Origin of the sequence: Ornithinimicrobium carbonis (assembly GCF_050703245.1) — a bacterium.
Classification (GTDB): domain Bacteria; phylum Actinomycetota; class Actinomycetes; order Actinomycetales; family Dermatophilaceae; genus Ornithinicoccus.
This window is the reverse complement of the sequence record NZ_CP192647.1, coordinates 182,942-208,240: the sequence shown is the minus strand read 5'-3', so window position 1 is coordinate 208,240 and position 25,299 is coordinate 182,942. Positions and strand designations below refer to the sequence as shown.

At 72.8% G+C, this 25,299-nt stretch carries 20 protein-coding genes and 2 pseudogenes; 8 read left to right on the top strand and 14 right to left on the bottom strand.

What is annotated here, in order from left to right; translation table 11 throughout:
• Window positions 1-137 precede the first annotated feature (137 nt).
• On the top strand, window positions 138-1,838 hold the full coding sequence (locus ACQ95T_RS01055; RefSeq protein ID WP_431473405.1) for a hypothetical protein: 1,701 nt from the start codon (window positions 138-140) through the stop codon (window positions 1,836-1,838).
• Window positions 1,839-1,972: 134 nt separating this feature from the next.
• Here ACQ95T_RS01055 and ACQ95T_RS01050 read toward each other — a convergent pair whose 3' ends face one another.
• Window positions 1,973-2,821: a DUF3253 domain-containing protein gene (locus ACQ95T_RS01050; protein WP_431473404.1), complete on the bottom strand. Its 849-nt coding sequence runs from the start codon at window positions 2,819-2,821 to the stop codon at window positions 1,973-1,975.
• Between the two features lie 292 nt (window positions 2,822-3,113).
• Between ACQ95T_RS01050 and ACQ95T_RS01045 the strand changes: the two are divergent.
• Window positions 3,114-4,375: pseudogene (locus ACQ95T_RS01045) on the top strand (S8 family serine peptidase); the annotation flags it as partial.
• Window positions 4,376-5,075: 700 nt separating this feature from the next.
• On the opposite strand, the gene ACQ95T_RS01040 reads toward ACQ95T_RS01045, so the two are convergent.
• From ACQ95T_RS01040 to ACQ95T_RS01005, 8 genes and pseudogenes are all read right to left on the bottom strand, one after another.
• Window positions 5,076-6,368: a PIG-L deacetylase family protein gene (locus ACQ95T_RS01040; protein WP_431473403.1), complete on the bottom strand. Its 1,293-nt coding sequence runs from the start codon at window positions 6,366-6,368 to the stop codon at window positions 5,076-5,078.
• On the bottom strand, window positions 6,365-7,501 hold the full coding sequence (locus ACQ95T_RS01035; RefSeq protein WP_425942960.1) for an acyl-CoA dehydrogenase: 1,137 nt from the start codon (window positions 7,499-7,501) through the stop codon (window positions 6,365-6,367). Before ACQ95T_RS01035 ends, ACQ95T_RS01040 begins: the two co-directional genes overlap by 4 nt.
• On the bottom strand, window positions 7,498-8,019 hold the full coding sequence (locus ACQ95T_RS01030) for a DUF2867 domain-containing protein (RefSeq protein ID WP_425942959.1): 522 nt from the start codon (window positions 8,017-8,019) through the stop codon (window positions 7,498-7,500). The genes ACQ95T_RS01035 and ACQ95T_RS01030 overlap by 4 nt, the downstream gene beginning before the upstream one ends.
• Before the next feature lie 856 nt (window positions 8,020-8,875).
• Entirely contained in the window at window positions 8,876-9,229 is a 354-nt protein-coding gene (locus tag ACQ95T_RS01025) for a hypothetical protein (protein WP_425942957.1), read from the bottom strand.
• 1 nt (window position 9,230) lies between these two features.
• Window positions 9,231-10,211, bottom strand: a complete 981-nt coding sequence (locus ACQ95T_RS01020) for a glycosyltransferase family 2 protein (protein ID WP_425942956.1) — start codon at window positions 10,209-10,211, stop codon at window positions 9,231-9,233.
• Window positions 10,208-11,497 carry a lipopolysaccharide biosynthesis protein gene (locus ACQ95T_RS01015; protein WP_425942955.1) on the bottom strand — a complete coding sequence of 430 codons (1,290 nt, stop codon included), beginning with the start codon at window positions 11,495-11,497 and terminating at the stop codon, window positions 10,208-10,210. The genes ACQ95T_RS01020 and ACQ95T_RS01015 overlap by 4 nt, the downstream gene beginning before the upstream one ends.
• Window positions 11,490-11,807 (bottom strand): WecB/TagA/CpsF family glycosyltransferase, encoded by a 318-nt coding sequence (locus ACQ95T_RS01010; protein ID WP_431473402.1) that lies wholly within the window; start codon window positions 11,805-11,807, stop codon window positions 11,490-11,492. The genes ACQ95T_RS01015 and ACQ95T_RS01010 overlap by 8 nt, the downstream gene beginning before the upstream one ends.
• Window positions 11,808-12,666: 859 nt before the next feature.
• A pseudogene (locus ACQ95T_RS01005) lies at window positions 12,667-13,254 on the bottom strand (glycosyltransferase family 2 protein); the annotation flags it as partial.
• A 159-nt stretch (window positions 13,255-13,413) separates the two neighbouring features.
• Here ACQ95T_RS01005 and ACQ95T_RS01000 point away from each other — a divergent pair.
• The 3 genes from ACQ95T_RS01000 to ACQ95T_RS00990 all read left to right on the top strand — a co-directional run bounded on the left by ACQ95T_RS01000 (window position 13,414) and on the right by ACQ95T_RS00990 (window position 17,004).
• Window positions 13,414-14,775, top strand: coding sequence for an O-antigen ligase family protein (locus ACQ95T_RS01000; protein WP_425942953.1), 1,362 nt, complete (start codon window positions 13,414-13,416; stop codon window positions 14,773-14,775).
• A gap of 187 nt (window positions 14,776-14,962) precedes the next feature.
• Window positions 14,963-15,712 carry a hypothetical protein gene (locus ACQ95T_RS00995; RefSeq protein ID WP_431473401.1) on the top strand — a complete coding sequence of 250 codons (750 nt, stop codon included), beginning with the start codon at window positions 14,963-14,965 and terminating at the stop codon, window positions 15,710-15,712.
• Window positions 15,713-16,383: 671 nt separating this feature from the next.
• Complete coding sequence (locus tag ACQ95T_RS00990; protein ID WP_431473400.1) at window positions 16,384-17,004, top strand: WD40/YVTN/BNR-like repeat-containing protein; 621 nt, start codon at window positions 16,384-16,386, stop codon at window positions 17,002-17,004.
• A 25-nt stretch (window positions 17,005-17,029) separates the two neighbouring features.
• Here ACQ95T_RS00990 and ACQ95T_RS00985 read toward each other — a convergent pair whose 3' ends face one another.
• From ACQ95T_RS00985 to ACQ95T_RS00970, 4 genes are all read right to left on the bottom strand, one after another.
• Window positions 17,030-17,512 carry a response regulator gene (locus tag ACQ95T_RS00985; protein WP_425942950.1) on the bottom strand — a complete coding sequence of 161 codons (483 nt, stop codon included), beginning with the start codon at window positions 17,510-17,512 and terminating at the stop codon, window positions 17,030-17,032.
• Complete coding sequence (locus ACQ95T_RS00980) at window positions 17,509-19,440, bottom strand: sensor histidine kinase (RefSeq protein WP_425942949.1); 1,932 nt, start codon at window positions 19,438-19,440, stop codon at window positions 17,509-17,511. The genes ACQ95T_RS00985 and ACQ95T_RS00980 overlap by 4 nt, the downstream gene beginning before the upstream one ends.
• 4 nt (window positions 19,441-19,444) lie before the next feature.
• Window positions 19,445-20,881, bottom strand: coding sequence for an SLC13 family permease (locus ACQ95T_RS00975; RefSeq protein ID WP_431473399.1), 1,437 nt, complete (start codon window positions 20,879-20,881; stop codon window positions 19,445-19,447).
• Window positions 20,882-21,163: 282 nt separating this feature from the next.
• A complete protein-coding gene (locus ACQ95T_RS00970) occupies window positions 21,164-22,003 on the bottom strand; it encodes a glycosyltransferase family 2 protein (protein WP_425942947.1) in 840 nt (279 codons plus the stop codon).
• 50 nt (window positions 22,004-22,053) lie between these two features.
• On the opposite strand from ACQ95T_RS00970, the gene ACQ95T_RS00965 reads away from it, so the two are divergent.
• The 3 genes from ACQ95T_RS00965 to ACQ95T_RS00955 all read left to right on the top strand — a co-directional run bounded on the left by ACQ95T_RS00965 (window position 22,054) and on the right by ACQ95T_RS00955 (window position 24,654).
• On the top strand, window positions 22,054-22,728 hold the full coding sequence (locus ACQ95T_RS00965) for a DNA-binding response regulator (protein ID WP_425942946.1): 675 nt from the start codon (window positions 22,054-22,056) through the stop codon (window positions 22,726-22,728).
• Window positions 22,725-24,155, top strand: a complete 1,431-nt coding sequence (locus ACQ95T_RS00960) for an amidase (RefSeq protein WP_425942945.1) — start codon at window positions 22,725-22,727, stop codon at window positions 24,153-24,155. Before ACQ95T_RS00965 ends, ACQ95T_RS00960 begins: the two co-directional genes overlap by 4 nt.
• A 313-nt stretch (window positions 24,156-24,468) precedes the next feature.
• The gene (locus tag ACQ95T_RS00955) at window positions 24,469-24,654 is read left to right on the top strand and encodes a hypothetical protein (protein ID WP_425942944.1); all 186 of its coding nucleotides are present in this window, start codon (window positions 24,469-24,471) and stop codon (window positions 24,652-24,654) included.
• 83 nt (window positions 24,655-24,737) lie between these two features.
• On the opposite strand, the gene ACQ95T_RS00950 is transcribed toward ACQ95T_RS00955, so the two are convergent.
• Entirely contained in the window at window positions 24,738-25,289 is a 552-nt protein-coding gene (locus tag ACQ95T_RS00950) for a CpsD/CapB family tyrosine-protein kinase (protein WP_431473398.1), read from the bottom strand.
• Between the last annotated feature and the right edge of the window lie 10 nt (window positions 25,290-25,299).

The window sequence follows — 25,299 nt, the reverse complement described above, 5'->3', positions numbered from 1 at the left end:
ACGCTAGGGCGGGTATGCCGTTCCGGCACCTCGGAGCATCGCCCGCCCTCGACGGGACGGGCCGGGATGACGGGACGGGCCGGGATGACGGGTGCCGACCCGGCCGGCCCGGTCGACGGCGGTGCGAGGATGCGCCCATGCCCAGGTCCGCCGTGCGACGCCGCGACGCGCGGGCCAGGAGCGGCGGCGCCCCGCTCGCGGCGGGCCAGGTGGCCGCTCTCGTCCTCGCGGCGGTCGGCGTGCTCACGGGGTACGGCCTCGTGCTGTGGGGCCTGGACCGCGGGTTCGACGGGACCGACGAGGGTTTCGTCTACACGATGATCGCCAGCGACCGCGCCGCCGTGGGCGAGGCCTGGGGCTTCCAGCACCTCCTGCACCCGCTCTACGAGGCCACCGGGGGCAGGGTGCTGGCCTTCCGAGCCCTCCGGGTGCTGGGGTATGCCGTCACCTCGGTCCTCCTCGTCCTGACGGCCCGGTGCGTGGCGGGGGCCGCCGGGGTGGCGGTTCCACGCCATACCTGGTGGTTCGTCCTGCTCGTGGCCCAGGCCGGCACGCTGCTGGCGTGGAGCTACCCGCCGCGCTACCTGAGCTACAACGAGGTCTCGGCCTGGATGAGCCAGCTGATCTGCGCCGCTGTCGTGCTCGGGCTGGCCGCCCGGGGGCAGGGCCTGCGGACCCCGTCGGGATGGCTGCCGTGGGCGGTCGCCGGGCTGCTGGTGCCGCCGCTGCTGTTCGCGAAGTTCACGGCGGCCCTGGTCTGGCTGCCCCTGGTCCTGCTGGCGACGCTGCTCTCGCCGTCGGTCCGGTCGGCGGCGGGCAGGGCGGTGGTCTTCCTGGGCGCCGGGGGGCTGTCCGCCCTGGGTCTGGTCGGGGCGGGCAGGCCGTTCGTCGGCAGCGTCACGCGGTCCTGGGGGATGCTCACCGACCCGACGGTCCAGGCGGTCAGCGACCACTCGGTCTCGGAGATCCTGGAGACGTACGTGGACTCGGCGCTCGAGACGGCCCTGGCGGGGCTGGGACCGGTCCTGATGCTGGTCGTCCTGGCGGTGCTGGTGCGGAGGGGGTTGGGGCGGCATGTCGTGCTCGTGATGCCCGTCGCCCTGGCCGTCTGGCTGCTCGTGCTGCCGCTGGGCTCGTGGGCGAAGCTCGGCACCGTCGGCACGGTGATGGGGGTCGGCGGTGCGGCCGTCCTCCTGGTCGCCGTGGTGCCGGCACGCACCGGCCGCGGCACCGTGCTCGCCGGGGTCTACGCCCTCGGGCTGGTGCTGGTCACCCCCGTCGTGGCCGGCGTGGGCACGAACAACCCGATCATGGGGCAGACGATGTGGGCCGCCACCGTCTGGGCGGTCCTGCTCGGGACGGCGCTGGCGGTGCTGGCGGCCGGTGGTCCGTCGACCGGCGGGGGCCTTCGTGCCGGGTCGGCGGGTGGTCGGTGGCCGTCGGCATCGGTGCACCGCAGCGCGCCGCTCCTCACCGGGGCGCTGCTGGTCTGGGTGACGGTGGCGCTCGTCGCGACGGACAGCTTCGTCCACCCGTACCGGTTGCAACCCCTCCAGGAGCAGACGACCACGACGTCGGTGCCCGAGCTCGCCGGCATCCGGCTGACCCCGGAGCAGGCGGCCACGGCCGACCGGCTCCGCTCCGTGGCCGAGCAGGAGGACGTCGCCGGGGTGCCCGCGGTCGCCATCAACGCGCCGGGGCACCTGTTCGTCTTCAACCGCAGCGGGTGGGCCAGCCCGTGGCGGGACGGCATCTGGCGCGCCACGATCGAGGAGTCGTGCCGCACCGACCGCCCCGAGGACCTGTTCGTCCTCGACCCCGGTGACGACGCCCTCTGACCGTCCGGGGACGCACGGACCTGGTCGAGGCTCTCGTCGCGTGCGGCTACGCGTTCCCGGACGACTTCCGCGTGGTCGACGAGTTCGCCGGCACGGTGGTCTGGCGGCTGCGGTAGGTCCGCGGGCGCAGCACCTCAGCGGGCACGACCCCCGGTCCGGGCGCCACCGCCCGTAGTCATCTCCGTCGGCGCCAGCCGCACCCGCACCGGCCCCGGCGTCGTCCGCCCGTCGACCGGCATGCCCTTCTGCGTGATGACGACGACCCCCTCGTCGGCGAGCGTGCACGCCACCGCCCGGGCCACCTGCGTCAGGGCCTGCCGGCGCGCGGGGTCGACCGTACCCGCCGCCTCCGAGGGGCACAGCGTCCTGTCCGGTCCGCGTGCCTCCGCCAGCCGCAGGATCTCCGTCCGCAGCCGCTCCTCGAGCTCGGCCGTCGCGCCGAAGGTCGCCACCGCGTCGTCCAGCCGCCGCAGGAACCGGGCGAACCCTCTGCCCGCCCGCCCCTGCCGCCGCGAGGACGTCACCACGCGCGTGCCGTCGGTACTCGTCCACGGCATACCCCCGTCGCGCAGCGCGTGCACGAGCTGCACGTCCTCGCCGTCGTCGAGCGCGGGGAACCCGCCCGCCCGGTCGTACGCCGACAGCCGCACCCCCAGGTTGGCCCCGTTGATCCCCAGGTGACCCTCGGCCAGGTGGTGCTGCGCGTGCCAGAGGCGGGCGGACTCAGAGCCGTCCTCGCGCGGCTCCACCGTGCCGAGCACCAGGTCCAGTCCGCGGTCGGCCAGGTCGCGCTGCGCGCGGAGCCAGGTATGCGGCACGCGCGAGTCCGCGTCCGTGCTGGCCACCCAGACGGTCGCCGGGTCGAGGGCGGCCAGGGCGTCGTGGGCACGCCCGGCCTCCACGCCGTCGGCGCGAGCCGCGCCCAGGGTGCCGGCGTCGCTGTCCTCGACGACCCAGCGGACGTCGGGATGCGCGGCCGCCACCTCGCCCCCCGGTCGGCCGTGCCGTCCGTGCAGCGGTGCAGGACGACGGACACGACCACCGGGAGGTCGACCTCGACGGCCGCCGAGGCGATGTCGGCCAGGCATCCCGCGATCTCGTCCTGCTCGTCGCGGGCGGGCACGACGACGAGGACCGCGGCCAGCGCGGGTCGGTCGTCGGTCTCGTTCCTGGCTCGCACGGGGGCATCTTCACACGGCCCTTGAGCGATGGCCGGTAGACGCCTCAGGTCGGCCGGCGTCCGCGTGGGAGTCACCGGTTTCGAGATGCACGCCGATGCCCCCGTGGGTAATCTCCGTCCGCATGTCACGTGTGAGACGGATCACCCCAGCCCTGACCTCGTTCGCCATCGCCGGTGCGCTGGTCGCTCCCGCCGGAGCGACGACGACCCAGAACGACAGCGACCTTGCACCCCTCTCGGACGCCGTCGAGGAGTTCCTCGCCGGCGCCGGATCGTCCCTGGAGGTCGTGGTCACCGTCGAGGACCGCTCCGCGCTCGAGCGGCTCGCGGGCCTGGACGCCGACCTGCAGACGACCCGGACGCTGCCGATGGCCCTGGCCACGCTGTCCCCGGCCCAGATCCGCGAGGTCGCCTCCTGGGAGAGCACCCGCAGCGTCTGGGAGAACGCCCGGGACGAGTACTACCTGGACGACAGCATCGAGATGATCAACGCCGACGACGTCTGGTCCGGTCAGAAGCTGCGGCGGGGCTACGACGGCTCCGGCGTCACCGTCGCGGTCACGGACACGGGTGTCGACCCCACGCACCCCGACCTCCCCCACGGGGACAAGGTCGTCCACAACTTCGCCGTCGTCGGCGACCCGCTCAGCGACACCAACGTCACCTTCGTGGACAGCCCGGTGAGCATCGACGACCACGGCCACGGCACGCACGTGTCCGGCACGATCGCCGGCACCGGTGCTGCCAGCGACGGCCACTTCACCGGCGTCGCTCCCGGTGCCGACATCCTCAGCTTCAAGCTCGGCTCTCGGCCAACGTCCTCAGCTGGTGGGCCATCCAGGCCTACGACTGGATCCTCACCGAGGGCGACGACCTCAACGTCCGGGTCGTCTCCAACAGCTGGGGCGGCGGCGGCGGCAACGACTACGACCCCGAGGACCCGGTCAACATCGCCACCAGGGCCGCCTACGACGAAGGCGTCGTCACGGTCTTCGCCGCCGGCAACTCGGGCAGCCCGAACACCATGGGCCGCAACGCGGTGTCGCCGTACGTCGTCGCGGTCGCGGCCGCCAACAAGGACTTCAGCCTGGCCAGCTTCTCCTCGACCGGACGGCCCGACGACAACCAGGACCGCGACGCCGGCGGCGGTCTGTACCGACCGACCGTCACCGCCCCGGGTGTGGACATCGGCGCCGCCAGGTCCAGCACCGCGACCCTGATGTCCACCGGCGTCATCACCGAGAACCCCTTCTACACGCGGGCCAGCGGTACGAGCATGGCCACACCGCACGTCTCCGGGACCGTGGCGCTGATGCTGGAGGCCAACCCGGCTCTGTCCGCCCGCGACGTCATCGACATCCTGGAGTGCTCCGCCGTCGAGATGCCCGGCTACGCCTCCTTCGAGGTGGGCGCCGGCATGCTGGACGCCCAGGCCGCGGTGAAGTGGGCCGAGCAGGGGCGCACCAACTGCAAGCCGGCCGACGACAGCGGGCTGGTGCCCAGCGGCGACCCGACGCCGATCGCCGGGACCGTGCTTCCCGGCGGCTACCTCGTGGACACCGGCCTCGGGGACGTGGACGAGCAGTTCTGGAGCTACCACGAGGTCGAGGTGGGCGACGGGACGGCGGCGCTGTCCGCGGCCATCGCCTGGGACAACCCGGTCGACAACGTCTACCTGTTCCTCTACGACCCCGAGGGCAACGAGGTGGCCTCCTCCGCCGGACTCCTGGACACGCCCATCACGGAGCGTGAGGTGATGACCACCAGTCCCTCAGCGGGGACGTGGACCGTGGGGGTCGTCGGCCGGGTGAACACCGTCCGTCACGCCGTACACCGGTCAGGTGCAGACCTACGTCGAGGACTCCACCCAGGGTGGTGGCGGCGGCAAGGGCTGACGCACCGCAGGACCCGTTCGGGCAGGGTGGTCCCTCACCCTGCCCGAACCCCGTCCGCCGACCAGACGGTCAGGACGAAGTGCTCCTCCACGAGGTGGCTGCGACGCTCCAGACCGGCGGCGGCCAGCGCCTCGTCGAGGATCGCGTGCACCTCCTCACCGGTCAGCGGCCAGCCGACGATCTCGTGCCGCCAGTGGCAGGCGACCACGGTCGCCCGGTCCGACCCCGGCCCCGTGACCAGCTCCCCCACCCGCCGGGCCAGCTCCCGCAGCCGCCCGGGCGAGAGGAAGTAGCCCACCTCCGACAGCACCACGAGCTCCACCGACTCCCCGGCGAGCGCCTCCTCCAGCCGCCCCCACTCCTCCGGCAGCGACGCGTGCACCGTCCGCAGCCGGTCGGTCCCCTCGACCCGGCCCAGCGCGGCGGCGACGACTCGTCCACGGCCACGACCGCGTCGCACCGCCCGAGCAGGTCGTCCGCGAGAGCGCCAACGGAGCACCCGACCTCCACGCCCACGGCGTACCTCTCGTGCGGCAGCGCCGCCAGGGTGAGGGCGCGCTTGCGGCGTTCGTACCAGCTCGTCCGCACCTCCCACGGGTCCTCCTCGCGGGCGTGCAGGTCCTCGAACGGGCTGCTCTCCCCCGGCTCGGCGAGCAGCAGCGTCTCCCACGGGCGGGCGAAGTGGGCCAGCATGTCCGGCCGCAGCAGCACCTCGTCACCGGGCCGGTCGGACAACGGCTCGACCTGGGACCGGTGGCCCGCGACCGCCCGCGCCTTGCGCTCGCGCACCTCGTCGGACAGGTCCACCCGGCGGGCCTGGTCCCACGGCAGCGCGTCGGGGCCTTCCCAGTGCCAGAGCCAGACCGGGTACTCCAGCAGCCGCCCGTCGCTGCGCCACGCCGCGGCGGCGGCCGACCGGGCGGCGGCCTCGTGGTCGGGGTGCCCGTCGCAGCGGTACGGCGCGAGCAGCACGCTCTCCCCCGGCCGCACCAGCCGCACGAGCGCGGCGGTGAGCTCGTCCTGCTCGTCGGTCAGCCCGCCGTCGGCGAGCCCGAGCAGGTGCAGGCGGGCCCGCGGGGCGAGCAGCGCGATGACCTCGCAGGCCTCGGCACGGCGGATCCGGGCCAGGTCGGCGGGCGTGTGCGTGGGTGAGCGCGGGTGGGAGGCCTGCCCGTCGGTGGCGACGACGACGTCGAGGTCCACGTCCGCGGGCAGCCCGGCGAGGAGCCCGCCGAGCCCGAGGGTCTCGTCGTCGGGGTGGGCGGCGACCACGAGCAGGTGGGTGGTCCCGGTCAGGTCGAGGGGTATGACGTCGCGCCACCGGGGATCCTCGGCCCACCGGGCCTCGTCGGTCGGTAGGTCGCCGGAGGGGGTCAGGCCGGAGGCGCCGGGAGCCTCCTTGACCCTGTCGCGACCGGTGGGCGCGTCGCTCCGGCCGCTGGCGCCCGCGCTCACGCCCACGTCACCGCCATCCCGTCGGCGACCGCCCGGCCGACGAGCGCGGCGTCGCGCCCGGCCTTGTGCTGGCGCAGGTAGAGCTGCAGATCGGCCACCCGCGCGGCGTGCTCCTCCTCGCCGGCCAGCGGGCCGGGACCGAGCGCGTGGGCGGCGGCGGTGAGAACGGTCTCGCACGCGTCGTGGACGACGTGGCGCACGCGGACGCAGCGGGGCCAGGCGTGCTCGCCCTGGACCAGCCCGGCGTCGACGGCGGCGGCCGCGTCGGTGATGACGGCCGCGGCGGCCGTCAGAGCCGTGTCGGCCTGTCCGAGCAAGGACAGGGCGATCTGGTCGGGCTCGCGCTCGATGGCGGCCCGACGCATCCGGCGGGCCAGGCCCATCGCGCCACCGAGCCAGCAGGCGGCCACGCCCAGGCCGCCCCAGGCGAAGCCGGGGCGGGTGAGGTACCATCCCGGGTCGCCCACCGGCACCCCCGGCACGTCGGTAAGCCGCAGGCCGGTGGAGCGGACCCGAGGCAGACCGCGGGCGACCCACGGCTCGTCGACGAGCTCGACACCCGGGGAGGACAGGTCGACGGCGACGAGGACACGGCGCTCGGCGTCTACCCAGGCGGTCACGAGGGCGGAGTCGACGTGCTCGGCCAGGGAGCACCAGGGCTTGCGGCCGGACAGGACGAGGCTGGTGGTTCGGGTGGTTCCGGCAGCCCCGGGGGTCCTGGGACCTGCGGCTGAGGTGAGGGAGTCGGGTGAGGCCTGGCCCGGCCCGGCCCCGAGCTGAGCAGGCCGGACCTCGAGCCGCGCCCCCGGCCCCTCGGCCGCGTAGACGGCCCACGTGCCCGAGGCGGGCGGGACGGCATACCCCGCCTCGGCGGCCTGGGCGAGGATGGCGACGGCGTCGAGGTGCGGCTCGAGGGCGCGGGCGACCGTGAGGTCGGCCGCGGCCAGCTCTGCGAGGCCGCGCCACAGCTCGGCGGTGCGGCCGGTGCCGGGCAGCGGGAGCAGCGAGGCCGCGCGGTCGGCGAGCGCCAGGGCGGCGACCGGGTCGCCGGCGGCGGCGCGCGCATCGTCGAGCAGGGCGGTCAGGCCGGGGTCGTCGGGTGCCTGCGGGGACCAGGGGTCGAGACCGATCACGGACCCATGGTGCCGTCCGCGCGGGCCCGGCGCTCGGCCTCTCCGGCCATCCGGGCGAGCATCGCCCGGAACACGATCTTGTGGGCCGGCAGCTCGGCCCACCAGAAGGCCTGTCCCGCGCGTCCCACCGGGTGGAACTCAAGCCGCTGGACGAGCCGCGACCGACCGGCGCCTGCCGCCTCGGGGGTGTCCACCTCGTAGGTCATCCGGGCGGTCCCGGGCATCCGCTGCTCGGAGACGAGCGTCAGGCGGCGACCGGGGTCCACCGCCTCGACCCGCCAGCCGTCGACCGGGTCGCCGACGCCCAGCTCGCGGTCGGGGCGGCCGCGGTTGCCCGGGCCGCCCACCGCCCGGTCGAGGACGCCCCGGACCCACCAGAGGCGGCTCGCGGCATACCAGCCGGGGTCCCCGCCGAGGTCGGCGACGCACGTCCACGTGGTCGTGGCCGGCGCGTCGACGGGGCGCTCCCTGCGCTCGCGGAAGGCGCCGTCCGCGTCAGGGGTCAGACCGGCCCTCACCGGGCACCGCCGGGAGACCGGCGTCCGACGCCGCAAGGCTGGGGCCGCGGGCCGGAGGGCGGGGTGGAGTCCACGCTGCGAGGCTACTGCGGTGGCGGACTGGACGACCGCTGAATCATCATGAAGCCATGGCCGATCCCACCGCCCCGTCACGGACATCGCCCGGCGCGCCAGGGCACACGGGTTTACCCCGTTCGGAGAACCTCCGGTCGGCCTCCCTGACTGCACTCTGGCATGCCCACCGCCGACCGCACGCTGCCGCCCCTCCTCGCCGGAAGTCTGGGCCCGACGCACGTGACGGTGGGACCGGGCGTCCCGACCTGCGGCCGTCGGGGCCCCCACCGGCAGGGACGGGCAGGTGTAGAGGGGCCACCCGGCGTGGGCATGATGGCGGAAGCCAGGAGGTGCCTGCACCGGGGACGCGGTCAGCAGGAACTGCCGCCGTCCGACCGGCCCGATGTGTGGCACGTCAGCTAATGGTTGCCGTCGCCGCGACGAAGTACCACCCTTACGGATGTCCGCGCATCGCCTTCGGCGGCCGCCTGGGAGGGGGTCGACGTCCGCTGCCCGCGCTCGGCGAACGCGTCTAGTGCTCCCGCGCACAGCCAGCCTCGGTCGACCACCGGCTCGGTACCCGGCAGTCCGTTGTCCTCCTCGCCGACCCAGTCGTGGGCCAGGTCGACGTCACCGGGAGACACTTCCTGCCTGAGCAGGGCGATGCGCTGGTGGTCGTCGTCCAGCTCCGGCTGCCAGTCGGATGGCGGAGCCGGACGCGACGAACCGCAGGCCCGTCCCTCCGAAGCGCCAGCCCACCGTCGAGCGAGCCGGAGGGCGACGTAGGGCGGGCGGAACCAGGTCACCGGCTGGTCGGCCGCGTCCTGGACGATAGCCCCCGCGTCGAGAAGGGTCCGACGGACTGAAGGGGCCCGCCGGCCGACTGGTCGCGGTGGTCGGGGCCGTGCAGCGCCAACTCGTGGCCGGCTGCGGGCACGTCCCGCAGCACCTCGGTGTGACGGCGCACCCGGTTGGCCATGACGAGAACGTGGCGCTGGCCCCCCGGTACGCGAGGGTCCAGGACGGCCACCGTTCTGCCGGGGTCGGGGCCGTCGTCGTACCGGCACACCGCGTCGTCGAGGGTGAACCCCTCCACGGCCTGCCCCGTCCCGATGCCGCCCAGCCCGGCGCGTGCGATATCGCCCAGACGACCCATGTCACCCCACCTCTCCGGCGTCGGGTTGGCCGCCCGACCGAGTCGATCCTAGGTGTACTAGGCCACCGTGGCGGGGCCGGTTGGAGCCGCCGTAGGTCCCCGGCCCGCCAGGGCCGCGGAGGCGTCCCGCGTGCCGAACGACCTTGAAAACCCGTCTCCAGGCCTCCTCACGCTCGCCCCGGGCGGCCTCGCGTGCGGCGGTGGGCAGGTATGCCGCGGCGGCACCCAGGAGCACGGCGGCTCGGCGGGCGCGTCCTGGCGGTTCCCCGAGGGCCCTGTCCACCGCGACGGACGAGCGGCCGTTGCGATAGCTGCGACGGAGCAGGGCCCCGGTGGTCACCCGCTCCGGGACCGGACGTTCCACCACCAGCGCGTCGGGGGCCCAGACCGACCGCGCACCGGCGAGGGCGAGCTGACGGAAGAACAGCGTGTCCTCGCCCCCGCTCCGGCCGAGGCGGGGGTCGAAGCGCACCCCCGCCCGAACCACCAGGTCGAGGTCGACGAGAACGTTCCCGCCACCGACGTCACCGGTGAAGGGACCGGCCGGGCGTTCGGCGCGGGAGAGCATCGCGCGCACGTCCGGGCGGTGCAGGATTGCTGGATCCTGACGCACGGGGCCGGTGACCACGTGGGCGTCCCACCGTTGCTGCGCCACCAGGAGAGCGTCCAGCCACCCGCCCTGCGGAAACTCGTCGTCGTCGAGAAGGACGAGGAAACGGGCACCGTCCAACAGCGCCTGGTCCACTGCGGCGTTGCGGACGCTCACCACGTCCCCCTGGCCGACGTGGTGCAGTCGCACACCACCCGAGCGCACGGCCGGGTGGTCTCTTAGCACGTCCGCCGAGGCGTCGGGGTCGTTGTCGAGGAGAACGACGGCGCAGCCCTGACGCTCCCCGACCTCCTGGACCAGTGCGGTGGCCAGGTCACCCGCCCAGACCACCCGACGGAACGTCGGGACGGCCACGACCACTTTGCCGTTCACCGGACACCCCCCGTCCGCCTCACCAATCGCGGGTGCCGCCACGTCAGCAGGGCAAGCAGCAGGACGATCATCCCGTTGCAGACGACCGTGGCGATGACCGGACCGACGGCTCCTAGCGACAGCGCGAGCACCACGGACAGCCCGACGTTGAGCAGTCCCAGGGACACCCCGAGCCGGGCACGGGTGGCGGCGGCCAGAGGCGCTGCCCACGCGGCGACGAGCGGGGAGGAGGCACACGTCAGCCCCCCGTAGATCCCCAGCCAGGTGTACAGGTCCTGTGGCGTGCCCACCGCACCGCGGCCCAGCACCTGACCGATCCAGGGACCGACCCAGATGGTCACGGCGGCGAGCACCACCCCGACGAGGGTGAACACCACGGAGGAGGAGACCAACCGACGGATGACCTCGACTCCCTCTTCCTTGACCCTGGCGCGGGAAAACCACACAGTCAGCAGACCCCCCAGCGCGACCGGCACTGCGGTGACCAGCCCCGTGATCCGGCTGGCCAGGCCGTACTGACCCGCGGCCGCCGATCCCGTGGTCGCCATGATGATGACCGGGTCGAAGAGGTAGACAAGCACGTTGGACAGAGCCCACCCCGTCATCGCGCCGCTAAGCCCGGTCAGCACCACACCGTCCAGCCCGCTGTCCGCAGCATCCCCCGGTCCGTGGAGACCCACGAGCCGCCGGGTGAGGAAGCGGTAGGTGAGATAGGGCGCGACGAAACCGACCATGCTCGCAGCCACGATCGTGGACAGGTCCTGCCTCAGCCCCAGGGCCAGGATCAGGACGGGCAGGCCGACGAGCGTGGTCGTGGCCAGGGCGAGGTGGCTGACGGCCGTCCGACCGACACCCTCGAGCACCCCATGGTGACCGGAGATCGGCAGGACGACCACCGCCGCCACGGCCACCCACAGGACCGACCAGGCGAAGCCCCATCCCACCCCGGGACCGAGCACCGGCAGCAGCACCACGGCCGCACCCAGCACGACCGCAGCCTCCTTCGTCCCGGTCGAGCGCAGGGCGCGCACGGTGGGACCCGCCCTCGCCGGGTCCTCGGCGACCACCACCCGTGCGGTGCTGGCCAGACCGTGGGACAGGATCTGGATGGCGGGCCACACCGAGGTGATGACAATGAACCGGCCGTAACCCACCTCGCCGAGCGCCTGGGTGATCAGCGGGATGCGCACCAGCGATCCTGCCAGCACCACCGCCTGGGACAACCCGTAGGACAGAAGGGTCAGCGTCCAGGGCGTGGCCAGACCCCGGGCCCGCCCCTCAGGCACCGCGAGGTCCGCCGCGGCGAGGAGCGGCCCTCGCCGACTCACGGAGGAGGTTCACCGATCCCAGGGCGTAACGACGGACGGTCCGACGAGGGTCGTTGGTCAACCGGTGCAGCCACTCCAGGTGGAGTCGCTGCAGCACGACCGAGGCACGCTTCTCCTCCCCGGCCAGGATGCGCAGCCACCCGCCACAGGTCATGACGATCGCGGGGGGAAGCAGGAGGCGGTGGGCCCGCGTCCAGAACGCCTCCATCGGCATTCCCAGGCCGACCAGCACCACGTCGGGGTGGACGTCTCGCAGGTCGGCGAGCACCGGCGACCAGTCCTCGTGGTAGCCGCGTCGCGTGAACGAGCTGCACGGGCAGGTCCACCTCGAGCGTGCGGCCCGCCCGCTCTGCCAGGGATGACCGGTCGCCCCCTCCCGGGGCCCCGCCCAGCACCGCCACCCGCACCGGCCGACCGAGCGAACCGGCCATCCAAGACAGGACTGCTGGCGCCAGGTCCGAGGTCGCCACCTTGACGACCCGCTCCCCCGCGGCGGCGGCGACGATGGGCCAGGATATCCCGTCGGCGTATCCCGCGTCGGCGGTGTTGAAGGCCGCGACGAAGTCGGGCCGGTCGACCAGGTTGAGCGACGTCACGTGGGCCGCGGCGAGGACGAGGGGGCGAGGGTCGTCCAGCAGGTCGGTGATTGCGGCCGCCCCCACGGTCCACGGGTCCTCAACCAGTCGCAGGCCGGAGACGTCGACCGTGCGGAACTGGGAGAGCCGACTCGGCACCGGACCCGTCGGCCGACGAAACTCGGCCCGCACCTGCCGCGGGGGTGCGGCCGGGACGAGCTCGGCGGTGCGCCGCGACCGGAGCCGGAGCTTGCGCAGCACGCCGACGGGGTCGGTGGCGACGGCGTAGAACCCGTGGCGGAGGAGCTGTGCGCGCGCTCCCGCACCCTTGGCCACGGCGGCCATCCGGTAGTGCTGCCCGCTGCGCAGGGCGCGTGCCGCTGCACGAGACAGCACCGGATCCCGCATCCACTCCTCATACCCGGCGGTCGTCGTCCCCCGCAGCCGGGCACGGACCAGCTCCGCCGCCAGGAACTGCTCACGGTATGTCGTCGCGCTCACCCCCCCGCCGTGCAGGACGTATCCGCCCAGGACGCGGCCGGGAGGCCAGACCACCCGCCGTCCGGTGGCGACCAGACGCTGGGCCAGCTCGAGGTCCTGGGTCCGCATGAACGTCTCGTCGAAGCCGCCCGCGTCCAGAAGGTCCTGCCGCCGGAGCAGCCCGCTGGCCAGGGACACCGGCATGGTCTCGGCGCGCCGCAGGGACTCGGTGGCCTCGTCCCAGTCGTCGAACGGCACGTAGGTGCCCAGGACCGTGCCGTCCTGACCGAGGTAGTGCAGGAGGCCGCCGACGACCACGACGTCGTCGGTGAGGTAGGGCAGCTGCGTCTCGATCTTGTCGGGGTACCAGACGTCGTCCGCGTCCAGGAACGCGACGAGCTCGCAGGTGGCGTGCCGGACCCCGCGGTTGCGGGCATGGCCCGAACCACGGGCCTGCGCCTCGACCAGGCGGATGCGCGCGTCCCGCGAGGCGACCTCCGCCACGACCGCGTGCGTTCGGTCGGTCGAGTGGTCGTCCACGACGACGATCTCGTCCACCTTTCGCGTCTGTGCCTGGACGGATGAGATCGCCCGTCCGATCGTGCTCTCGGCGTCGCGTGCCGGGATAACGGCCGCGACCCTCGGGACCGGAGCGGCCACCGCATACCTCGTATTCTCCCCGAAACTGCCCGGCACGAACTGTCCAGCAGCCTAGTTGGGGGCCCAGGAGCGGGCAAACGGGGTCGGCGCCAACTCCTCCGGATAGGCTTCGAGCGGCGCCCCGGTCCGCGCTGCGACCGGCTGAGAGAGGAGGCCCGGATGACCGAAGATCGGCCAGCCGCCCAGGCGGACACCCCCTCGACCCGTGCTTCCACGGTCGACCTCGGGTTCACGTCGTCGGTCCTCGTCGTCGTCCTGGCAGCGACCTTCCCGGTCGTCCAGCTGGTCAAGACCGTCGTGGACCGGGCCACGACCGTGCGCGACCTCAGCGGCGCCGTCCACTTCGTCTCCGAGGGCAGGACGGCCCCGCTGCTGGAGTTCGGGGCCGCCGGGCTCGCGGCCACGGCGGCGGTCCACCTCGTGGTGCGCAGCCTGCGTGGGGACACGTTCACGGTGACGAACTGGGCCCTGCTCGCCTTCTTCGTCCTCCTCGCCGAGGTGTTGCGGGGTCGCAGCGAGCCCAGCACCCTCCTGTACGCCGTCCTGACCCTCCTCGTGGTCCTCGCCGCCGGCGTCGCCAGGTTGGAGGCGCCGGCCATGGGACGGGTCGGGGCCGTCGCCGGCCTGACCGCACTGTCCGTCGCTGTCTTCACCCTCGTCGACCCGACCCGGGGCTGGGCCACGTGCAGGCCCGACAAATGCACCGCCGCGGGCGGGCTGCTGCGGGGCTACTTCCCCCAGGAGAACGTCCTGGGGATGTACCTGGCAACCCTCCTGCCGACGGTCGCCTTCATCGACCGACCCGTGCTGCGGCGGGCCACCCTGGTCCTGGTCACGACGACCATCCTCCTCACGGGCAGCCGCACCGGGGCCGTGGTGACCCTGGCCGCGCTGTGGAGCTATGCGATCGTCCGGAGACGCGCCACCCGCGCGCACCACGGGGACGCCGGCAAGGTCGTCGGCGCGGTGCCGCTGATCACCTTCCTCGTCTCGGGAGCGCTTGTCTTCACGCTGCCGGACATGTCGCTCACCGGTCGGGGTCTCATCTACCGCCTCATTCGCGAGGCGTGGTCGGACCAGAAGCTCCTCGGCCCGGGCCGCGAGACCCTTTACGACGCGTACTACTCCAGCATGGCCAACTGGTACCTGGCTCACGAGCACGGCCAGGGAGCCTATGTCCTGGGCCAGGTCGGTCTCGTCGGTGCGGTGCTCTTCCTCCTCGCCCTCGGGGGCATCCTGCGGGCCTGCTGGGCCAGCAGGGGTCCGCTGCCGGCCATCTTCGCCCTCGCCCCCGCACTGGGGTTTCTCACCGAACCGATCTGGGAGATCAGCCTCCGGTCTCCCTACTTCGTCTCACTCTTTCTGACCGTCGTCCTCGTCTCCCGCAGCCTGCACCGGGACGCGAGGGGGGAGCACAGCCTCGGAGGAGCCCCTGCTCTTCGCCCAGCGTCACCACGTCCGTCCAGCACAGCGTCGGCTGCACGAGCTCGTGTCACACTGCCCCTGCCTCGAGGCCCCTAGTTGCAGCACTAGTGGAACTGACCGACTACCTCCGCGTCCTGCGCAGACACGTGTGGTTGACCGTTCTGTGCACGCTGGCCGGTTCGGTCGCGGCCGCGCGGCCGACGTCGCCAACGCGGTCAGCGAGCAGTTTCAAAAGGTGGTGCCCAGGCTGTAGAACAGCTCGGAGTCCAGCTCCCCCGTCCAGGTGACGATCCTGCGCGCCCTCACCCCACCCGACCGACCCGACAGCCCCAACGAGTTCCTGAACACCGCCGTGGGGCGGATCGCGGGGCTGGTGTTGGGACTGGGGCTCGCCCTCCTGCGGCACCTGACCGACACCGTGGTCCGCAAGGACGCGGACGTCAAGGACGTCACCGACAAGGTCGTGATCGGCGGACTGCAGTTCTTCAAGGAGACGAGGGCCAGTCCGCTGATAGTGCACGGAGACCCGCACTCTCCCCGGGCCCAGGCGTTCCGGACCCTGCGGATCAACCCTGCAGTTCATCGACGCAGCCCGCCACCGGTCCTCGATCGTGCTGACCTCATCCGTCCCGGAGGAGAGGCCAGCCCACCACCACCGTCAACCTCGCGCTGGCTATCGCCGAGGGGGGTTCGAGAGTCTGCGTCGTCGAGACGGACCTTTGTCGACCCAGGGATGGCCCAGTACCTGGGGCTCGCGAGCCACGCCGGGCTGACCAACCTGCTGATCGGTGACGCCGAGTACGAGGACGTCCTCCAGTCCTTCGCCGACGCGAAGCTCACGGTCCTGGGCTCCGGGCCCATCCCGCCCAACCCCAGCGAGCTGCTCGGTTCTCCCGCCCTGCGCAGCTACTACAGGGACAGCTATTGGCCGGATCCCGTGGCGGACCCCGACGCTCCTCGCAGCTCCCGCCGCAAGAAGGAGCGCATGGCCAGCAGGCAGGGACTCCTTCCGTCACGACGGTCCCAGCTCTGAGGGTCTGACCCCTCAAGACCGGCCAGCTGAGAGCCCCGCACAACCCTTGCCGTCGGACGGTTGCGACGGAACACTGGATCGACCGTCCGGCACCGACGAGCCGACGGGCGCGACGAAGGGACCTGCCATGTCCGACGGAGCCGTCCACCTCCTGGTCGGGACGACCAAGGGCGCGTTCGTCCTCGACGGGGACGCCGCACGCACCAGCTGGGCGGTCCGGGGGCCCTACTGCGGCGGCTGGGCCATCAATCACGTCGTCGGCGACCCGGCCACCGGGTCGGTCTGGGCCGGGGGTGGTGACGACTGGTTCGGCGCCGGCGTCTGGCGCTCGCGTGATGTCGGCCGGACCTGGGAGCTGACCAAGCTGACCACCGGTGAGCTGGACGCGTGGGCGGCCGAGGACCCCGCGTTCGCCGAGTCCATCGGCTGGGCCGACCAGGTGGCCCCGTTCGGCGAGGACTTCTCCCAGGTCTGGTCCCTGGGCCGCGCGGGCGACCGGCTCTACGCGGGCACGAAGCCGGCGGAGCTCCTCACGAGCGACGACGACGGCGCGACGTGGTCCAGGGTCAAGGGCCTGACCGACCACCCGTCCGCCCCCGAGTGGGCCGGGCGCGGCCGGTCTCGTCCTGCACACCATCGTCGCGGACCCCCAGGACCCGGAGCGGATGTGGGTGGGGATCTCCGCCGCCGGGGTCTTCGCCACCGAGGACGGCGGGGTGACCTGGGAGCGGCGCAACGACCTGGCCGATCCCGCCGACGGCGAGGGGAACACCCACCCCGCGGCGGCCTCGGACGGGCACACGGGCTTCTGCGTGCACCACCTCGAGCACGCCGCCGGCGGGACCGGCCTGCTCTACCAGCAGAACCACCACGGCGTCTGGCGTTCGGACGACGGGGGTCTCAGCTGGCACGACATCACCGCAGGTCTGCCGTCGACGTTCGGCTTCCCGCTCCAGGTCCACCCCCGCGAGGCTCGGACCCTGTGGACCGTGCCGCTCAACGGCGACACCGAGGGCCGCTACCCGCCCGACGCCGCTGCCGCGGTCTGGCGCTCGCGGGACGCCGGCGGGACCTGGGAGGCCCTGCAGGAGGGTCTGCCCCAGGAGGCGTGCTTCTTCACCGTGCTCCGCCAGGGCATGGGCGGCGACCGCCGGGATCCGGCCGGGGTCTACTTCGGGACGAACACGGGGTCGGTGTTCGCCAGCCGGGACGAGGGGGACACCTGGACGGAGATCGCCCGGCACCTGCCGACCGTCCTGGCGGTCGAGGTGCTCGAGCCGGACCCCCGGTAGGGCCGGTCGCTGCCGGCAGACCCTCCTAGCCCGACCGTCTCCTCACCAGCTCCATCGCCCGCACCTGGTCCAGCACGGCCAGGTGCGGCAGCGGATCCACCCGGGTCCGCTCGACGACGTCCGTCAGCTGCTCCCGGACCACCCGCCGCAGCTCCTCGGCGTCCCACGGCTTGGCCACGTAGTGGTCCAGCCCCGCCTCGTTGACCGCCCGGATCGTGTCCGCCTGGTCGGCCTGCCCGGTGACCAGCACGGTCGCCACGTGCGCCGTCTCCTCCGCACGGGCCAGCTCGACGAGGAAGTCCACCCCGCTCGTCCCCGGCAGCCGGTGGTCGGCGAGCACCACGGCCAGCAGGTCCCCGTCGGCGGCCACCTCGGCGATCACGGCCCGGGCGTCGGCCACGTCCTGCGCGGGCTCGACCCGCACGTGCGCGGTCAGCGGCTCCAGGTCGCGCTCCAGCGCCTCGCGCACGTCCGGTTCGTCCTCCAGGACGAGCACCACGAGCTTCATCGCCGCTCCTTCTCCTCGGTGGGGCCAGGGGGTATGCCGTCGCGCCCCGCGGGCGGGTCGGCTCCGGACGTGGGGGCGCCGGCTGACGTCGTGAGGGCCGGCAGGTCGACGGTGAAGAGGGTCCGCCCGGGCCCGGACTCCAGGCCGATGGTGCCGCCGTGCTGGACGACGATGCTCCGCGAGATGCCCAGGCCCAGGCCCAGCCCCGAGCGGACGACCCCGTGCTTGGTGGTGAACCGCGGCTCGAAGATCCGCCCCTGCAGGGAGGGGGGAACGCCGGGGCCGTCGTCCTCGACCTCGACGCGCACCCGGTCGTCGGTGCGCTGCGCCCGGACGGTGATCCGGCCGGATCCGTCGAGCGCGTCCGCGGCGTTGGCCAGCAGGTTGGCCCAGACCTGGGTCAGGCGTCCCGGACGGGCCCCGACCGGTGGCAGGTCGTCGTCGCACCGGACGTCGACCGTCAGCCCGGCCAGCCGGTGCTCGACCAGCCCGAGAGCGTCCTGGATCGTGGCCGCCACGTCGGTCGGCCCGAGGGGGGCGTCGGGGTCGTCGGGCCGGGCGTGCACCCGCAGGTCCTCGACCAGCCTGCCGACGTGGGCGGCCGCGGTCCGCAGCGAGCGCAGGGTCGCGCCGATCCCGGCGGCGGCCTCGACCCGGGCCAGCTCCTCGGGCGGTCCGGCGAGCAGGGCCCTGGCCCGGGCGGCGTCGGTGACCCCGGCGGCCACGAGCCGGCGTACCTGCGACGGGGTCGCCCCGGTGGCTGCGGCCAGCTCCCGGCGGAGCGACCGCTCCGCGCTGGCCGGGACGGCCTCCCGGGTCTCGGCGGCCTCGAAGGCCGCCCGGACGGACTGCTGGTCGCCTCCCCCGAGCAGCACGCGCAGGTCCGCCGAGAGGTGCTCCACCCCTCGGGTCACCGCGGCGATCGGGTTGCTCAGCTCGTGGGCCACGCCGGCGGTCGTCTCGCCCAGGGTGGCCATCCGCGCCTGCTCGACCAGACCCGCGCGGGCGGCCTCCAGCTCGCGCAGCGTGCGCTGCAGCTCGGTGGCCAGCTCGGCCTTCTCCACGTGCAGCCGCTCCGCCCGCCGGAGCCGGGCCGACAGGGCCCGCACGGTCAGAGCGGTCAGCGCCGCACCGACCCGCGGATCCCCCGCGAGCGCCCGGTCCAGCTGCTCAACGGTCAGCGGCACCACCTCGCAGTCGGTCGTGGTCCGGGCCGTCACCGTCGCCGCCTGCGGCCCGGTGAGGGCCACCAGCCCGATGAGCGGCCCCGTCGAGGCGTGGTGCAGGGTCAGCGCCCCGGCCCCGGTGTTGACCGACAGCGCGACCCGGCCGCTGAGGACGAGGAAGAGCTGTCCGACGTCGTCGTCCTCGATCGTCAGTCGCACGTGCGGCGGCAGCTGCAGGCGCGGTCGGGGGCCGAGCACCGACTCGACCGCCTCCAGCAGCTCGGCGGCCGCGGTCTCCGGGTCCTGGTGCAGGTGGCGCAGCAGCCCGCTCGCACGCGGCTCGGGCTCAGCCGCACGCTCCTCGGCGACCTCCGCCGCCCGCCCCCCTCGCCGGCGCACCCACCGGGCGAGCTGCGCGTCGGCATACCGGCGCAGGTTGCCCGGGGTCCACGGGGCCATGACGACCCCGCCGAGGTGGCCGGCGTCGAGGCTGCGGGCCAGGTCGGGCAGCTCGAGGCGCTCGGTGACGACGAGCACGCGGGGGCGGGGGTGGCCCAGGGCGCCCAGGACCCGGGTGACGATGCCGTCGGCGTCCGCGCTGCCGACGACGACCACGGCCAGGCCGACCGACCCGGCGGAGCGTACGCCCGGCTCGGCGAGCGCACCGGGCGCCGGCACCCGCAGCGCGTCCAGCTCGGCGACGGCCGCCTCCGCGACCGGGCCGGTCCCGACGACGACGGTGCGCGGCGCGCGGGCGTCCACGGGCTCAGCCGATCCCGAGGAGGCGCCACCACAGCGGCATGACGAGGACCGCGAGCAGCACGCCGAGCACCCCGACGACCAGGCCGGTGACCACCATCTGCGGGGTCTGGACGGTGCCGGTGGCGTAGGCGATCGCGTTGGGCGGGGTGGAGATCGGCAGCATCATCGCCAGGCTGCAGGAGAGCGCGACGACGAGGGCGACGGTGACCAGGTCCTGGTCGACGGTCAGGGCCAGCGGCAGCGCGATCGGGATGAGCAGGTTGGCGGTGGCCGAGTTGGAGATGACGTTGGACAGCCCCCAGGCCAGGCCGGCGAGGGTGAGCAGCAGGACCGCGCCCGGCAGCACCCCCCAGTCGACGAGGCCGACGAGCCACTCGTCCAGGCCGCTGGCGCCGACGCCGTTGCCCAGGGCGATGCCACCCGCGACCAGCCACAGCACCGGCCACTGCAGGGCGCGTAGGTCGTCGCCGGTCATCACCTGGGTGGCCAGGAGCACGACGACGGGCAGGAACCCGACCGTGGTGGAGGGGATGCCGTGCAGCGGCTCGCTCAGCCACAGCAGCACCGTGAGGGCGGCGGTGGCGTAGAACACGAGGGCCGGCGGGGTCTTCTTGAACTTGACCTGCAGGTCCAGGTCGAGGGCGGTGCGGCCGGGCACGTAGCGCCAGGACAGGAAGAGCCACCCGACCACGAGCAGCAGCAGCGCCAGGGGCACGGCGGCGACCATCCACTCGAGGAAGGAGACCCGCTCGTCGCGCTGGATGAGGGCGGCGAGCGCCAGCGCGTTGGGCGGGGACCCGACGGGGGTGCCGATGCCGCCGACGTTGGCGGCCAGCGGCACGGCGAGGGCGAAGCCGGTGCGGGCCCCCAGGGTCGGCAGGCTGGAGAGCACCGGCAGCAGGACGGCGAACATCGTCGCGGTCGTGGCGGTGTTGGACATGAACATCGACAGCACCGCGGTCATGAGCATCAGCGCCAGCAGCGCCGACCGCGCGCTGCCCTTGAACGGGGTGAGGATGAGGGCGGCCAGGTTGCGGTCGAGGGCGTACTTCGCCGCGCCGTCGGCGATGAGGAACCCGCCGAGGAAGAGGATGATGACCGGGTCGGCCAGGCTGGCCCACACGTCCCGCGCGGAGGTGGCCGGCTCGCCCAGCGGCACGAGCGCCTGCTCGCTGAGCATGAGCACCTCGAGCAGGATGATGACCACGGCCGTGGCCACCAGGGGGATCGCCTCGGTGACGAACAGGACGATCGCCATGAGGAAGATGCCGAGCATCCGTTCGCCCGGCTCGTCCAGCCCCGGCACGTCGACCAGCAGGGGGACGACCAGCGCGAGCCCCGCGAGGGGCAGCCCGAGACGTCGCGCGAGCGAGGCGGTGGCATGCCGCCAGCCTAGTCCGGCGCCTCCGTCCGACTGCTGCCTTGAGTTGAGGGTCCTCACCGAGACCGACTGTGATCTACCGAGACACTCCACGGAGGAGGCGCCCACCACTGCACGAAAAACCTCGGGGTCACTGACCCAGCCGAAGGAGGCACACGGTAGGACCGTCCGCCAGCGCGATCCGATGCACGACCGCAAGATTGACGGCGGTGACAGTCACCCGCCCTCTTCTGGCCGTACGAATGGACCGCCTTGGTCGGGGTGGCTTATCCCAGCGTCATGGTAAAGGTCAGGCCCGGGCGCAGAGTGCAACTACGGGGCACGGGTTCGCCCCGAATTTGATCAACGCCTGGACCGCACGGCCCGCCGGATGCGCCGAGGGACTTTCCTCGCGCGCTGCAACCAGTGACGAGCGCTGTACTTGTCGTCTCGATATCGAGTCATCTCTGCAGCTAACCGGTCTCGCTCCCGCCATGCCGCCACCAGCAGGGCGCGCAACGTGTCCTCGTCCGCCCAGGCGAGGTACCGGGCACGAGTATTGTTGATCGTGTCTCGGTAGGACCAGGTCCTAGACCGCGATCCATACCGAACCCGGTAATGGTGAACTGCGGACGGCATCGCTATAGCCCGCCCACCAGTGCGTGCAATTAGCCTGACCCAGAACTCCCAGTCCTCGTGGCCCACACGCAGGGAAGCGTCAATGCGTCCGACGCGCTCCCAGTCAACTTTTCGGAAGCCCGAAGCTACTGAGATCGAGCGTGCAGCGATCTCGGACAGGTCGGCACCAGCCCCTCCCCAAACGTTGTCACTATCGCCAAACTCAAGCACCAAAGGGACCGCTGCCACGGCATCGGTGTCGTTCAGCACCTGCAGCGCCTCAGCCGCATAGTTGGCTGATAGCCGATCGTCGGCATCCAGGCAGATCACTACTTCGCCGGACGACATAGCAATCCCGCTATTCCGTGCAGATCCTGGCCCGCCGTTCTGCTGTCGGACCACCTTGATGGCGTCACCTAGATGCCTAAGCCACTCCAGCGTCTCTCGACGGGATGACCCGTCATCGACAATTACGATTTCGATGTCCGGATGGGTCTGCGCCCGTGCTGACGCAACCGCTTCAGCCAGAAACTTTGGGTCGTCGTCGTAGGTCGGGATCACGATGCTGACACGACCTTGCTGCATGGAACCTACTCTACGTGCCTTAGATCCGGCCCCACTGTAGTGTCCCGCAGGTGAGCTCCCCCGTGACCGTCGCCATCGTCAACGACTACGACGTCGTGGTGCGCGGGGTGGACGCCATGCTCCGGCCGCACGCGGACCGGGTCAAGGTGGTCGAGCTCGACATCGGCACCGAGCCCAGCACCCCGGTCGACGTGGCGCTCTACGACACCTTCGCCCAGGCGCAGGCGGACGCGGACGACATCGACGCCCTGGTCGCCAACCCGATGACCGGCAAGGTCGTCGTCTACAGCTGGAACACCCAGCCCGCCCTGGTGCGCCAGGCGCTGGCGCGGGGCTGTGCCGGCTACGTGGCCAAGTCCGCCAGCGCGGAGGAGCTCGTCCGGGCGATCGAGCGGGTCGCCGACGGGGAGACCGTCACCCCCGGTTCTGCGGACATGGACGCCACCCTCAGGGCGGTGGCCTCCGGCGAGGCGCCCGACGACGACCACGGCCGCTGGCCGGGGCAGGAGCACGGCCTGTCGGCGCGCGAGGCCGAGATCCTCGGGCTGATCACCCAGGGCCTGACCAACGACGACATCGCCAGCCGCGCCTACCTGTCGATCAACACGGTGAAGTCCTACATCCGCAGCGCCTACGCCAAGGTTGGCGTGACCCGCCGCCCTCAGGCGGTCCGCTGGGGGATGGAGCACGGGATGCTGCCGACGAAGGGCCGCGAGCTGCGGTGAGCGTGCGGCCCGCCCACCTGGGTGCCGTGGAGATGTCGCAGGGGTATGCCGCGGGGCGGCTGAGCCCGGTCGAGGTCGCCACCGACGTGCTGCAGGTGATCGACGAGCGCGAGCCGGAGCTCCACGCCTTCTGGGTGCGGGACGAGCTCGAGCAGGTGCTCGCCCGGGCGCGGGCGTCGCAGGGGAGGTGGGCCTCCGGGACCCCGCTGAGCCGGTGGGACGGCGTCACTGTCACGCTGAAGGAGAACATCGCCCGGGCGGGCGTGCCGATGCCCGCCGGGTGCGCCGCGGTCGACCCGGTCGCGCCGGAGATGGACTCGCCGGTCGCCCGTCGGTGCAAAGAGGCAGGGCTGGTCGTGCTGGGGTCCACGACGATGCCCGACTGGGGGATGCTCTCCTCCGGCCACTCCAGCCTGCACGGGCGGACGGTGTCGCCCCTGAACCCGGACTGGACGACGGGTGGTTCGAGCTCGGGGGCCGGGGTGGCGGCGGCGGCCGGATACGGCCCGCTGCACGTGGGCACAGACATCGGCGGGTCGATCCGGCTGCCGGCCACCTGGCTCGGCCTGGCCTCGCTCAAGCCGAGCGCCGGACGGATCCCGCTGCACGCGCCGTACCTGGGCAGGGTCGCCGGGCCGATGGCCCGCCGGGTGGAGGACCTGGCGGTGCTGATGGACGTCCTCTCCGGCCCGGACCCGCTGGACTGGACCAGCCTGCCGGCGCAGGACGTGTCGTGGACCGACCTGGCAGCGGGGAACGACGGGGGTCCGTGGTCGCCGCACGGACTGCGGATAGGAGTGTGGACCCGCGCCGGGTATGGCGTGGAGCCCGAGCCCGAGGTGGTCGCCGCCACCCGGGCGGTCGCGGACCGGTTCGCGGACGAGGGCGCGGAGGTCGTCGAGCTGGAGCCGTGGCTCGACCAGGGGGTGCTGGACGGGATCAACCGGTTCTGGCAGGCGCGGTCGTGGGCCGACCTGTCCCGGCTCAGGCCCGAGCGGCAGGCGCTGGTGCACCCGTTCGTCGCGGAGTGGGCGCGACAGGGAGCGGGTCTGGGCGGGGTGGAGGTCATGGACGCCTACCACGCCTTCGCCGACCTGCAGGCAAGGACGGTGGCCGCGTGGTCCCGGGCAGGGGACCTCGACCTGCTCGTCAGCCCGGTGGCCCCGTGCCCGGCCTACCCGGCCGAACTGCCGATGCCCTACCCGGACGAGGGGCGGGGCATGTGGCACATCAACTTCACGCTGCCGTGGAACATGACCGGTCAGCCGGCCGGGACCGTGGACGTCGGTCGGACGGGGGATGGGCGGCCCATCGGCGTACAAATCGTCGGACGGAAGTTCGACGACCTGGGGTTGCTACGCTCCGCCGAGCTGGTCGTGCCGCGCACAGTCCCGTCAGCGGTAGATTGCGGTCAGGGGGCCACCTGACAGAGCGACGACCCGGTGCTTTCACGCCATACACGCGCATTGACCCCACCTGCAGCGCACGTGCTAGGCGTCGTCGGAGTAACAATGAAGGTCGCGTCCTCTCCCGCCGTTCCCGCACGCGTCGTGAAAAGCACCCCGGTCGTTGACGCCCCCGTGCTGGGACACGGTGAGGGTGAAGCCATTTGCGGTAGGAGTGGAGGTGACCCCAGCGCCAAGGGTGAGTGCCGGGGCCGTGCTGCCTGTCCGCACGACGCTGAAGGACAGAGTTGTCGGGGTTTGCGCGTCCACGTTGTCTGTGAAGGTGTAGGAGACGGTGAGCGTGCCGTTCCCCGGTCCAGTGCTCGCGCAGGAAGCCGAAACCCTCAGAATGCAACTGGCGGTGGACGCGCGTGCCGGCTGGCTGGCTGCAATGACAGGGACGGACCAGGCCGCACCCTTAACGAGCGTGCGGCGGCTGGGCTGGGTGGAGGAAGGCAATGGAACCCCGTTCATGTGGTGACTAAAGTGTTTAGGCTGCTCAGAGAGATGCGTGGTCATGGGTAGCACGGTCTGATCTGGGACTCAACTGGAGACACCACCACGTCACGTCCTGGCTCCCGCCCTCCGACGAGAGCGAGCCTGCTGACGAGACCTCGGGGGATGCTCGGACTCAGCCTGAACTGACTGACGGCGGGAGCCGTAGTACTGGTAGTAGGACCCGCTCTTGTCGTGCGCGGTCTTGGTCAGGACGAAGCCGTCGAGCCGGACGTCACTCGTTCGCAGCGTCTTGAGCGCCTCTTGCAGGTGCCGTCGCCGCGTCGCCGTCGAGACGACCACGAGCACACCGCCGGTGAGCCGGCTCATGACGAGCGCGTCAGTGACGGGCAGCACGGGCGGCGAGTCGACAAGGACGAAGTCGAAGTCGCGGAGCAGCCGGTAGAAGAGGTTCTCCATCGCCTTGGACCCCAGCAGTTCGCTCGGGTTGGGTGGGACCTCACCTCCGGAGAGGACGTACATCTGCGAATCGCCCCACCGCTGCAGCACGTCGTCCAACTGCGCCTCACCCGAGAGCACCGACGTCAGACCGGCAGCCCCCTCGAGGCCCAGCTTCTCCGCCACGGTCGGGCGTCGCAGGTCGGCGTCGATGACCAGCACCCGCCGGCCA